Genomic DNA, 12,102 nt, shown 5'->3' on the forward strand with positions numbered 1-12,102 from the left:
CCCGCCCCCTTAATGATGTTCGACATCAGCGGATTCCGCTGGCGCACTTAGGTCCGCCGCGGCAACAGCCGTGTCATAATGTTGTACGAGTGCCGTCACCGATGGGCCGATGCGATCAAGGATCGGAGCCGGATAGACCCCCAACCAGATTGTCATAAAGACAAGCGGCGCAAAGATCAGCTTTTCACGCAGGTTCATATCGGTGATGGTTTTCAAGCTTTCCTTGATCAGGTCGCCCATGACGACGCGGCGATAGAGCCACAGCGCATAACCAGCCGACAGGATCACACCGGTTGTCGCACCAGCTGCTACCCAGGTGTTTTTCTGGAAGACACCCATCAGCGTCAGGAATTCCCCGATAAAGCCAGAGGTGCCCGGCAGGCCGACATTGGCCATGGTGAAGAACATGAAGATCAGCGCATAGGCCGGCATCCGGTTTACGAGGCCGCCATAGGCATCAATCTCACGGGTGTGCATCCGGTCGTAGATCACGCCAACACAGAGGAAGAGCGCGCCAGAGATAAAGCCGTGGCTCAACATCTGGAAGATCGCGCCATCAACACCCTGTTGGTTGGCCGCAAAGATCCCCATTGTCACATACCCCATGTGCGCAACCGAGGAATAGGCGATCAGCTTTTTCATGTCCTCTTGGACCAGCGCCACCAGCGAGGTGTAGATGATCGCGATGACCGACAGGGTGAACACAAAGTTCGCCATGACATCCGAGCCAACCGGGAACATCGGCAGGCTAAAGCGCAAGAAGCCATAGCCACCCATTTTCAACAAGATCGCCGCAAGAACAACAGACCCGGCCGTTGGGGCCTGAACGTGAGCTTCGGGCAACCAGGTGTGGACCGGCCACATGGGCATTTTGACCGCGAAGCTGGCAAAGAAGGCCAAGAACAACATGGTCTGGAGGCCGCCGACAACCTGAATACCCAGAATGCTAAAGCTTTCGGTGGCAAAGTTGTGGCTGAGCAGTTTGACGATATCGGTGGTGCCCGCATCTGCGTACATCGCGATCATCGCAACCAGCATCAGAACCGAACCAAGCAGCGTGTAGAGGAAGAACTTGAACGAGGCGTAGATGCGTTCTTTTCCGCCCCAAATCCCGATGATCAGGAACATAGGGATCAGGCCCGCTTCGAAGAACAGGTAAAACAGGACCAGATCAAGCGCCATGAACACGCCAAGCATCAGCGTTTCCAAGAGCAGGAACGCGATCATGTATTCCTTGACACGGTGGCTGATGTCCCAAGACGCTGCAATCACCAGCGGCATCATGAAGGTGGTCAACATCACAAACAGAACCGAAATCCCGTCGACGCCCATTTTGTATTTCAAACCCAAAAGCCATTCACGCTCTTCGACCATCTGGAACCCGGTATCAGCGGGATCAAACTGAAAGAGAATGAAAAGCGAGATCAGAAAGGTGGCCGTGGTGGCGAACATCGCCAACCACTTGGCATTGCGGTCAACCGCCTCGCCTTTGCCGCGCAGCAACCCAGCCAAAATCAGGGCCGCCAAGAGAGGCAGGAAGGTGACTATGGAAAGCAAGTTACCCATTAGTGCGCTCCTCCGCTGAGCGTCATCCAGGTGATGAGAACGGCCATGCCGATCACCATCCAAAAGGCATAAGTGAAGATGAAACCAGACTGCGCCTTACCGGCAAGCCGTGTGAAGTAGGGCACAATTCCCATGGCGATACCGTTGAGGGTGCCCTTGATGATAGCCTCGTCGACGTTTTTCCAAAGGAAGCGTCCGAGTTTCAGCGACGGTTGAACGATCAAGAAATCGTAAATTTCGTCGAAGTACCATTTGTTCAACAAGAACAGGTACAGCGGGCGCTGCGCCTCGGCCAGTCGTTTTGGCAAGCTCGGGTTCACGATGTAGAACCAATAAGCCGTGGCCAAACCAATGATCATTGCGATGAACGGGCTAACCTTGACCCAGACAGGTGCGTGATGCGCCTCGTCCATGACATGGTTGTCCGGGGCCATATAGATCGCGCCCTCGGGTGCTGCGCCGTGATGGGCCGCTGCCGTTGCCGCATGATCGGGGTCGCTGTGCATGGCGACATGCTCTTTGGCGTCACCGTGGTCATCTGCATGATCGTCGGCTGCATGATCGTCAGCAGCGGGTGCCGCGTGATCATCGCCATGCTCGACGGCTTCGGCATGTGCCGGGATGCCAAAGAACTTGTTGACCTGATTGTGGTCGCCAAAGAACGATCCGTACCAAACCATACCGGCAAAGACTGATCCAAGCGCCAGAACACCCAGCGGCACCAACATGACCATTGGGCTTTCATGCGCGTGTTCGTGCGTATGCTTGTCGCCGCGCGGCTTGCCAAAGAAGGTCAAGAACATCAGGCGCCAGCTATAGAAGCTTGTGAACAGAGCCGCGATAACCAGCATCCAGAAGGCATAACCGCCCTGTGTCCCAGCCCACGCGCTTTCGATCACCGCATCTTTGGACAAGAAGCCAGCGAAACCAATATGGGTGAGCGGGATACCAACACCGGTGATGGCCAGAGTACCGATCATCATCGCCCAGAAGGTTTTGGGCAGCTTGTCCTTAAGACCACCGTAGTTGCGCATGTCTTGTTCGTGATGCATGCCGTGGATGACCGAACCGGCCCCCAAGAACAACATCGCCTTAAAGAAGGCGTGAGTGAACAGGTGGAACATCGCGACCGAGTAAACGCCGACACCCGCCGCCACAAACATGTAGCCCAACTGGGACATGGTGGAATACGCAATGACGCGTTTGATGTCGTTTTGGACCAGACCGATGGTGGCCGCGACGAACGCCGTGGTCGCCCCAAGGAAAGTGATGAAACCAGTGGCGTTTGGCGCGAATTCCATCAGCGGCGACATGCGACAGACAAGGAAGACACCGGCAGTAACCATGGTCGCAGCGTGGATCAGCGCCGAAACAGGTGTCGGACCTTCCATCGCGTCGGGCAACCATGTGTGCAGGAACAGCTGAGCCGATTTACCCATGGCACCAACAAAGAGCAGCAGCGCCAGAACTTCGGCGGCGTTCCATGTGCCCCAAAGGAAATGCAGCTGCGTTTCCGCCAGTGCAGGAGCCGCGGCAAAGATATCGTCAAACTTGACGCTATCGACCAAGAAATACAGGCCAAAAATACCAAGCGCAAAGCCAAAGTCACCCACACGGTTGACGATAAAGGCCTTCATCGCGGCGGCGTTGGCGGTTGGCTTGCGATAGTAGAAGCCGATCAAGAGGTATGAGGCAACACCCACGCCTTCCCAGCCAAAGAACATCTGAACAAGGTTGTCCGAGGTCACCAGCATAAGCATCGCGAAGGTGAAGAAGCTCAGATAAGCAAAGAAACGTGCGCGGTAGCTTTCTTCGCCGTCTTTGAACTGATCATCATGGGCCATGTAGCCAAAGCTATAAAGGTGGACCAGCGCCGACACCGTCGTGACAACAATCAGCATGATCGAGGTTAGGCGATCGAGGCGAATGCCCCAATCGGTGCTCAGGGTGCCGCTTTCGATCCAGCGCAAGACCTGAATATGTTGGGTCTCAGGGCCATGGGTCAGGAAGACGATCCAGCTGAGGGCGCAGGCGAGGAACAACAAACCGGTTGATACCCATTGCGCACCGCGGATCGAAATGAACTTCCAGCCAAACCCGGCAATCAAGCTGCCCACTAGCGGGGCGAAAAGGATGATGCTCTCCATCGGGTCAGCCTTTCATCACGTTGACGTCTTCCACGGCGATCGTGCCGCGGTTCCGGAAGAAGCAGACGAGAATGGCAAGGCCGATGGCGGCTTCTGCCGCGGCAACAGTCAACACAAACAATGTGAAGACCTGCCCAACCAGATCGCCCAAATGGGTCGAAAAGGCCACAAGGTTGATATTCACCGCAAGCAACATAAGTTCAATCGACATCAACAGGATGATGACGTTCTTGCGGTTCAGGAAGAGCCCGAAAATTCCGACGACAAACAGCACCGCTGCCACCGTCAGATAATGTTCCAATCCGATCATATCCCTCGTCCTTTTTGCGGCACTTGCCGCTGCGTCTAAATTTCTTCACACCCCGAATGCAATTCGGAGGCTCTGCTTCTTTGTTCACCTGCCGATGTCGGCAGTATCCGGGTTGCCCCGTATTTCGTTTCCCGTTTACCGGTCGTCGGCTTTTCGGCCGCGCAACCCAGCTTGGGACATCATGTCTTTGTTCGGGCTAGGTTTTTGCGATGATTTACTCACCACGTCCTTGCTCACCATTCTCGGCTTTGCGATCTCCAGAGCGATCCAAATCCCGCAGCTGATCAAAATGAATATGCTCATGCCCCGGCTCCCTTCGTTTCAGGGTAAAAAAGACGGCAAGCACAGGTCAGATCAACTGGATGCTCGGACTGCGCAGGATGGACCGGCTTTGACAGCGTTTCCAAACGCTCAACCCACAGCCCGGCCGAAACCGCCTTGTCATAGGTCGTATCAAGATCAACAGGATCAGTCCGCGCCCATTTAACAACCTCACCATAGGCGCCTGCTATGGCGGCTTGGTGATCAGTGGTCGACAACGGTTGACCGGGCCCAAACAGGACTGCTTCGTCCTTGGCACAATCCAACAGAATCTGTGTTTCGGTCACAAAACAGCCATCACCAACAGAGTGGACTTGCGCCGCGTATCCGAGCCACAGGTTTTCCGCCCCTGAGAGGCCTTCGCGACCAAAGGGTGCTTTCACATGCATCACAGAACAGGCCGCACCCAGTTCGGTCTTGGCCTGATCATTTGGGGCCGGCGAACATGCCAGCGCCCCGCCTGAGGCCAAGATCAAACTGCCCAGCAGCATGACAGGATATGAAAGAGCCCGTTTCAAGTGTTAAAGCCCCTGCCCCGGTTTCACGTCCTTAAGCTCCATAGCTTTGGCAGGATCGCGATAAATCTGGGCCAGAATGTCCTGACGCTTGACGCCCGTGCGGTGACGCAGAGTGAGAACAATCGCGCCAATCATGGCAACCAGTAGGATCAAACCGGCTAGTTGGAAGAGTAGGAAATACTGATCATAAAGGATCAGGCCCAAGGCTTGGGTGTTGTGAATTTCAGAGGCATCCGGTGTCGGAGCAGACAGCTGCGATTTCGCCACCTCGGCAAAGTCCCATGCGCCAAAGGCCATAGTCAGCTGCATCAGGATCATCAAACCGATAAGCAAGGCCAGCGGCATGTACTTTGCCATCTCGGCTTTTAGCTCGGCAAAGTCGACGTCCAACATCATGACAACAAAGAGGAAAAGAACCGCGACCGCGCCGACATAGACAATGATCAGCAACATGGCGACAAATTCAGCCCCCATCATCACAAAGAACCCGGCCGACGAGATAAAGGCCAGAATGAGCCAAAGAACAGAATGCACCGGGTTGCGGCTGATCACGGTGAACAGCCCGCCCGCAATGGCGCCAAGTGCAAACAGATAGAAGGCAAAGACCATCATGTCTCATCATCCTTTTTTTCAGCCATAACGTCCTTGGCCATCTCCATGGCCCGCGTCATGGCGGGAATTCCAGCGAACATCGACATTTGTGCGATTGTTTCGGCGATTTCTTCTTCGGTGGCCCCCGCTTCCATCGCGTGGCGCACCGTCGAGCGCATCGGCACTTCGGCCTGTGCCCCCTGCATTGTCAGACCGGCCAATGTCAGCAGCAGTCGGGTCTTGGCATCAAGACCGTTTTGCGACAGCCCTTTGCCAAAGAACATTTCCATGGCGTCTTTGCCCATGGTCGGCCAAAGTTTTTCAAAGCCCGACGGGTCAAAGGACGTCATGGCCGGGTTAAAGGCCTTGGTCATTTCCTGAGCCTGTTCCATCATCAATTCGAACGGAGTCTTACCAGTCATTCTGTGACCTCCTCGGTCTGACATGGGCCAAAAACGGACAAACGGGCCGCAACCCATTTTTCTCCGCCAAAGTCGCGCGGCTCCAGGATCGAAACGACTTCTTGATCGCCCATCTGAAACGGAGCGACTGTGGCCAAACCAGAATCCGGGCCACTAAATTGGGTACCAAACCCCTGCATAAGTTGGCCGTGAATGGCCCCAATCATCGCGTCTTGGTCTGGTGCATGTGTGGTCATGAAACAGCTGCAAAAACTGTCATGCTCAATAACATCCAACAAAACCTCGGGCGGCATGTGCCAACCACTGTCGGTATCTTGCAACCCGGCATCCTTGGCCTTGGCGTCAACATCGACAAAGCTTGGCGCGCTGGCCATACATACCTGTGCAAAAATCTGCGCGCGCATCGCAACCCAAGCATCACTGCCTTTTTCAACGTCTTGCTCTGCTCCGGCCACAGCGGAATTCACCGTTGACGCCTGAAGCGCAATGGCAAAAGCAGCAAAGAAGGTGGAGCGAAGAAACATCTGGTCAGGCCTTAGCGATAAGGGGCGTCAAGTTCGAGATTGCGGGCGATTTCCGCTTCCCAACGATCGCCATTCTCAAGGAGTTTGTCCTTGTCATAGAACAGCTCTTCGCGGGTCTCGGTGGCGAATTCAAAGTTCGGACCTTCGACAATGGCATCCACTGGGCAAGCCTCTTGGCAGAACCCGCAATAGATGCATTTGGTCATGTCGATGTCATAACGGGTGGTGCGGCGTGATCCGTCTTCGCGTGGTTCTGCGTCGATGGTGATCGCCTGCGCCGGGCAGATTGCTTCGCAAAGTTTACAAGCGATGCAACGCTCTTCGCCATTTGGATAGCGACGCAAGGCATGTTCACCGCGAAAACGCGGGCTAAGTGGGCCCTTTTCATGCGGGTAATTCAACGTCGCCTTGGGGGCGAAGAAGTATTTAAACCCCAACTGGAACCCCTTTACGAAGTCCGCAAGCAGAAAGTACTTGGCTGCGCGGCCATAATCGATGTTTGCCATCAACTGGTCTCCTCGGCTTGGGCCTTCATTTCAGCCTCTAGCTTTTCTGCGGTTTCCGCATCCATCAGCGGATCGCCATTTTCGTCATATTCAACAAACGCCGCGTCCTCAGCCGTGTCGGCCTCAGCGGGGTTATTTTGATCATCGCCCAAACCTTCAGCAGGCATGGCCTCGGCTCCGGCGGCCCAACGAAACAGAGCCGCAGCGATTTCATTGGCCTGTGGCATCAAATTGCCGTCTTCGTCCGTATCCGGAAGCCCGCAATCGCGGACAACAAAATCACCCAAGGTGATCATGTCGATATACTTCGCGTTCAACAGCGCCTGTTTCAGATCAGACATAACCGGTCTCCTTGTTCCAAAGCATCTGGCCAACGGTCAGGTCGAGGGCGCAGTTTGCGCCCTTTCCCAAAGTTTGACCAATTCGCTTTGTTACGATCATGGATCAGCCCCCGGTCGCATAGCGGGCATAAACGCCCCAGAACCATTCGAACTTGGCTGCAAAGGCCACAAAGACCACCCAGATCAGCGACATAGGAAGGAAGACTTTCCAGCCAAGGCGCATCAATTGGTCATAACGGTAGCGCGGTGTAATCGCCTTCACCATCGAGAAGAAGAAGAAGACAAAGACCATCTTCGACACCATCCAGAACACGCCATCAGGCAAGCCCGGAACCGGTGACAACCAGCCGCCGAAGAACATCACCGAAATCAGTGCGCACATCAGAACAACGGCGGTCAATTCGCCAATCATAAAGAGCAAGAACGGCGTCGAGCTATATTCAACCTGATAACCCGCGACCAGTTCCGATTCCGCTTCGGGCAAATCGAACGGCGGGCGGTTGGTTTCAGCAAGTGCCGAGACAAAGAACAAGATCAGCATTGGGAAATGCGGGATCCAGTACCAGCTGAGCAAGCCAGCCCCCTCTTGAGCTTTGACGATCTCACCAAAGTTCATCGAGCCGGACGAGATGACCACACCGATGATGATCAGGCCGATCGATACCTCATAAGACACCATCTGCGCCGCAGACCGCAATGAGCCAAGGAACGGGTATTTGGAGTTCGACGCCCAACCGCCCATGATCACGCCGTAAACCTCAAGCGAGGACACCGCGAAGACATATAGGATGGCGATATTTAGGTCTGAAATCACCCAACCGTCGTTAAACGGGATAACCGCCCAAGCGATAAAGCTCATCACCAGCGAAATCATCGGAGCGAGGAAGTAAACAAAGCGGTCCGCACCAGCAGGGACAACGACCTCTTTGACGATATATTTGATAAAGTCGGCAAAACTTTGGGCAAGACCAAAGAAACCAACGACGTTCGGGCCTTTGCGCATCTGGACAGCGGCCCAAATTTTGCGGTCGCCCCACATCAAAAACGCCAAGGCCACCAGCAGTGGTACAAGAACCGCGAGAATTTGTGCCACGATCACAATCGCGATGCCTAGGTAGGTTGTGGTAAAGAATTCAGCCATCAGGTCCTCATACCATCGGTATTCCGTTCTCAGCGCAGGCCGATGCGACGGTTTCAGCGTCGATCGTCTTGAGCCCACGGGGCAGCGCCGGCGAGATGGTGTAAACCGCATCTCCCTGCCAGAGGCCACCCTCTTCGTTTACTGTCGTGCGCAAATGCCGCGCAAAGCCATAGCCGCGAATAAGCGCATATTGCGCCGCAACACATCGGGCATAGTCATCGACATCCGTCGCGTCGCGCGCACCGCGCATCGCCACGTGAAAATTCACCAGATCACCGTCCAATAGACGGGTCTCAACGCCTTCATACTTTGGAGTAAACGGCAGCTCGGCCTGTGCGGATTGCTCCGTACAGGCGCTAAGGCTGCTGGCCAATCCGACCAAAGTTATGAAGGCAACCGCCCGCACGCTTATTCGGCCGCCATTGGGGCATTGGCCCGCTCTTTGGCACCACGTGACAGATCCGCCATCAGGCTGGATGCCCGCGCAACCGGGTTGGTCAGGTAGAAATCCTTGATCGCATAGCGGAACGAGGCGCTCCCCAGCTTGTCGGTGTCCAAGGCCTGCCACTCGTTTTCTGGAACGGTGTCGATCTTGGCCAAATGCGGAACGTCGGCAACCAAAGCCTGACGCAACGCAGCGAGGCTATCCCAAGGCTGTGTGGCGTCAAGCTCAGCGCTCAATGCCCGCAAGATCGCCCAGTTTTCCTTGGCCTCACCCGGCGCGAACCCGGCACGCATCGCCAATTGTGGACGCCCTTCGGTGTTCACAAACAGACCGTTTTCTTCGGTATAAGCTGCGGCGGGCAGGATCACGTCAGCGCGGTGTGCCCCACGATCCCCATGCGACCCTTGGTAGATCACCAATGGGCCGGCGGCGATTTCGACTTCGTCGGCACCGAGATTATAGACCACATCACAATCAGACACCGCATTGCGGCCACCGTCATTGACCGCGCCCACATCCATCGCGCCAACACGACCCGCAGCCGTGTGCAGTACAAGGAACTTGCTTTCGGTCAGTTCGGCATATTTCTGAGCTGCAGCCAAAACCGCAGCGCCATCCGCCTCGGCAATGGCACCTTGGCCAACAATGACCAGAGTTTCCTTGCCCTTGGCCCCTTCAACGTCTCCATCCAAAAGCGCCTGAAGCGCCGCGCGGTCGGTACCGGCGTGGTAGTATTCGTAGGTCAGGTCGACCTTCTCGCCAACCACACCGATGTTGCAGCCATTGGTCCAAGCACGACGAATACGGGCATTCAAAACCGGTGCTTCTTCGCGTGGGTTGGTGCCGATGAGCATGATCGCCGTGGCAGAATCGATATCTTCGATGCTTGCGGTTCCAACATAGCCCGAGCGATTGCCCGCAGGCAGACGCGCGCCGTCGACACGACATTCGACGATACCGCCCTGCCCTTCGACCAGCTGTTTGAGGCTATAGGCCGCTTCGGTCGAGGCAAGATCACCAACCAAACCACCCAGCTTGGTTGCGCCTTTGATGGCACTTGCTGCCTTGCCCAACGCTTCGGGCCAGGTGGCGGGACGCAGTTTGCCGTTTTCGCGGATATAGGGCGTGTCGAGACGCTGACGACGCAGACCATCCCAGACAAAACGTGATTTATCGGAAATCCATTCTTCGTTCACACCGTCGTGGTTGCGCGGCATGATGCGTTTGACTTCGCGCCCCTTGGTATCAACCCGAATGTTGGAGCCAAGCGCATCCATCACGTCGATGGTTTCGGTCTTGCTCAATTCCCAAGGACGGGCGGTAAAAGCGTAGGGTTTCGACACCAGCGCCCCAACCGGACACAGATCAATGATGTTGCCCTGCAGGTTCGAATCCAGCGTCTGGTTCAGATAGCTGGTGATCTCGGCGTCTTCGCCGCGACCGGTTTGGCCCATCTGGGTCAAGCCCGCGACCTCAGAGGTAAAACGAACACAACGTGTGCAGCTGATGCAGCGTGTCATGTGGGTTTCAACCAGTGGCCCAAGGTCGAGATCGTCAACAGCGCGCTTTGGTTCGTTGAACCGCGTACCAGACATGCCATAGGCCATGGCTTGGTCTTGTAGGTCGCATTCACCACCCTGATCGCAAATCGGGCAATCCAGCGGGTGGTTGATGAGCATAAACTCCATCACCCCTTCGCGGGCCTTTTTCACCATAGGCGAATTGGTTTTCACAACCGGCGGCTGCCCTTCGGGGCCAGGACGCAAATCGCGCACCTGCATCGCACAGGATGCGGCGGGTTTGGGCGGACCGCCCACAACCTCGACCAAACACATCCGGCAGTTGCCAGCGATAGAGAGTCGTTCGTGATAGCAGAATCGCGGCACCTCGATCCCAGCCTCTTCACAGGCTTGGATGAGCGTCATCGCCCCATCTACTTCTACTTCATGGTCATCAATGATGATCTTGCGCAAATCGGACATGCCCGGCCTTTCCACGTTCATGGCTGGCACGGCGCCCCTTATGACACGCCGCGGTCGCTCGCCTTCTAGCGTGTGTAGCCGCGCGACGCCAGTCGTTAGAACACGGAATTGCGGGAAAAATCGCCGCGCCCCCATGGATTGGGGCGCGGTTAAATGCAGGGTTTAGAATGTATATTCAGAATTTCACCCCGGTTTGGTAAGAATGGTTAACAAAGCCGGGGCAAAACGAAATGCGACCATGGTTTGACAAGGTGGCAACACGCGATCAACGCAAGAGCGTTCCGATACCAGTCTGGCGCTTGATTTCAGCCTTACCAAAGGAACAAAGCGCCTTGCGATCTTTGTAATTGACACCTTTTGCGGTCAAGAATGCTTCGGCTTTGCCGCGCATCCGGCGCTTTTCCTTCTTCGAGGTTACGTAATCCTCGATCTCTTGTTTTGTATAGCCCATGGACAGGGCCTTGTCCCGAAGATCATTCAATCGCGATAGGCCACGGATCATCCGAGCGTTAATGCCATCGCATTGTTTGCGTATCTCGTCGGCAATAGCGACTTCCATCAATTTGTCATCAATTGCCGACACTTGGCTTAGGGGTGCCTTTGCTGCCAACGGTTGGGCAGCGCCCAGAAAAATCAGAACAACGGGAATCAGGCGCATTGCGGCCCTCCTTGACTACTCATTTGCTCAAAGATGGGCCTAGGGCGGGCTGTTATTCAATATCAGCCGCCAAATCACTGAAAAATCGGCAGGTTCCCACCAATCTTACCAAGCCTGTCTTAACCTGGGTCGCGACAAGTTCCCATAAATGTCAGGGTGTCGTTTTCGACAACAAGCGCGCTTGGGTCCGTATTCGGGCCTACTTCCCAATCGATATCGGAGGAGCCGAAGTATTCGATACAGTGGCGAATCCCCTGATGTTCGGCCGCTTCAATAGCGCCCTCCAAGGAATTGGACACGGGTTTAACGCTGGCGACAAAATGCTGGCGGTCTGACCGCTCGGCCTTGGCCTTGGTGTTGAAGGTTTGGCCATCAAAGGTTGGCATTTTGCTGCTATTGAGGTTCAGTTTTGAACACCCGGCAACCGCCAGCCCCATCATCAAAAAGATTGCGAAACGTCCCATCTCAGGCCTCCTCTGCACAGCCGCGCGAAATTGCGCCACCTTGCCATGCGTTTACCTTAACCACTTCAATCCAATAAGCCAATTGCGTCACTTGGCTATTGCAAGTGTCGCCCGTGGGCCCGGATTGGTCAAGTCAACGATCGCCCTTAGAACAGCAATCCCAACC

The 12,102-nt window shown here is 55.3% G+C and carries 15 protein-coding genes; all 15 read right to left on the reverse strand.

The features are described from left to right. Positions 1-9: 9 nt before the first annotated feature. Positions 10-1,566, reverse strand: a complete 1,557-nt coding sequence (locus tag Q1A43_RS03590) for an NADH-quinone oxidoreductase subunit M (RefSeq protein ID WP_299932637.1) — start codon at positions 1,564-1,566, stop codon at positions 10-12. Beyond that, positions 1,566-3,713 carry an NADH-quinone oxidoreductase subunit L gene (gene nuoL, locus Q1A43_RS03595; RefSeq protein ID WP_299932640.1) on the reverse strand — a complete coding sequence of 716 codons (2,148 nt, stop codon included), beginning with the start codon at positions 3,711-3,713 and terminating at the stop codon, positions 1,566-1,568. Before nuoL ends, Q1A43_RS03590 begins: the two co-directional genes overlap by 1 nt. A gap of 4 nt (positions 3,714-3,717) precedes the next feature. Then, entirely contained in the window at positions 3,718-4,023 is a 306-nt protein-coding gene (nuoK, locus tag Q1A43_RS03600; RefSeq protein WP_097802727.1) for an NADH-quinone oxidoreductase subunit NuoK, read from the reverse strand. A gap of 135 nt (positions 4,024-4,158) precedes the next feature. Continuing rightward, on the reverse strand, positions 4,159-4,326 hold the full coding sequence (locus tag Q1A43_RS03605) for a hypothetical protein (protein WP_299932643.1): 168 nt from the start codon (positions 4,324-4,326) through the stop codon (positions 4,159-4,161). Next, positions 4,323-4,835 (reverse strand): hypothetical protein, encoded by a 513-nt coding sequence (locus tag Q1A43_RS03610; RefSeq protein WP_299932647.1) that lies wholly within the window; start codon positions 4,833-4,835, stop codon positions 4,323-4,325. Before Q1A43_RS03610 ends, Q1A43_RS03605 begins: the two co-directional genes overlap by 4 nt. Before the next feature lie 30 nt (positions 4,836-4,865). Further along, positions 4,866-5,474, reverse strand: coding sequence for an NADH-quinone oxidoreductase subunit J (locus Q1A43_RS03615; protein ID WP_299927374.1), 609 nt, complete (start codon positions 5,472-5,474; stop codon positions 4,866-4,868). Next, positions 5,471-5,875, reverse strand: coding sequence for a carboxymuconolactone decarboxylase family protein (locus tag Q1A43_RS03620; RefSeq protein WP_299927377.1), 405 nt, complete (start codon positions 5,873-5,875; stop codon positions 5,471-5,473). Before Q1A43_RS03620 ends, Q1A43_RS03615 begins: the two co-directional genes overlap by 4 nt. Then, positions 5,872-6,399: a hypothetical protein gene (locus tag Q1A43_RS03625; protein WP_299932650.1), complete on the reverse strand. Its 528-nt coding sequence runs from the start codon at positions 6,397-6,399 to the stop codon at positions 5,872-5,874. Before Q1A43_RS03625 ends, Q1A43_RS03620 begins: the two co-directional genes overlap by 4 nt. Positions 6,400-6,410: 11 nt before the next feature. Continuing rightward, the gene (gene nuoI, locus Q1A43_RS03630) at positions 6,411-6,905 is read right to left on the reverse strand and encodes an NADH-quinone oxidoreductase subunit NuoI (RefSeq protein ID WP_299927383.1); all 495 of its coding nucleotides are present in this window, start codon (positions 6,903-6,905) and stop codon (positions 6,411-6,413) included. Beyond that, positions 6,905-7,246: a hypothetical protein gene (locus Q1A43_RS03635; protein ID WP_299927386.1), complete on the reverse strand. Its 342-nt coding sequence runs from the start codon at positions 7,244-7,246 to the stop codon at positions 6,905-6,907. Before Q1A43_RS03635 ends, nuoI begins: the two co-directional genes overlap by 1 nt. Before the next feature lie 103 nt (positions 7,247-7,349). Next, on the reverse strand, positions 7,350-8,387 hold the full coding sequence (gene nuoH, locus Q1A43_RS03640; protein WP_299927389.1) for an NADH-quinone oxidoreductase subunit NuoH: 1,038 nt from the start codon (positions 8,385-8,387) through the stop codon (positions 7,350-7,352). Between the two features lie 7 nt (positions 8,388-8,394). Then, positions 8,395-8,793, reverse strand: coding sequence for a hypothetical protein (locus tag Q1A43_RS03645; protein WP_299932653.1), 399 nt, complete (start codon positions 8,791-8,793; stop codon positions 8,395-8,397). Between the two features lie 2 nt (positions 8,794-8,795). Further along, positions 8,796-10,814: an NADH-quinone oxidoreductase subunit NuoG gene (gene nuoG, locus Q1A43_RS03650; protein WP_299932656.1), complete on the reverse strand. Its 2,019-nt coding sequence runs from the start codon at positions 10,812-10,814 to the stop codon at positions 8,796-8,798. Between the two features lie 265 nt (positions 10,815-11,079). After that, positions 11,080-11,472, reverse strand: a complete 393-nt coding sequence (locus tag Q1A43_RS03655) for a DUF5333 domain-containing protein (protein ID WP_299927398.1) — start codon at positions 11,470-11,472, stop codon at positions 11,080-11,082. A gap of 119 nt (positions 11,473-11,591) precedes the next feature. Continuing rightward, complete coding sequence (locus Q1A43_RS03660) at positions 11,592-11,936, reverse strand: hypothetical protein (protein WP_299932659.1); 345 nt, start codon at positions 11,934-11,936, stop codon at positions 11,592-11,594. Positions 11,937-12,102: the final 166 nt, after the last annotated feature.

The sequence above is a fragment of the uncultured Pelagimonas sp. genome (assembly GCF_947498515.1).
GTDB lineage: Bacteria > Pseudomonadota > Alphaproteobacteria > Rhodobacterales > Rhodobacteraceae > Pelagimonas.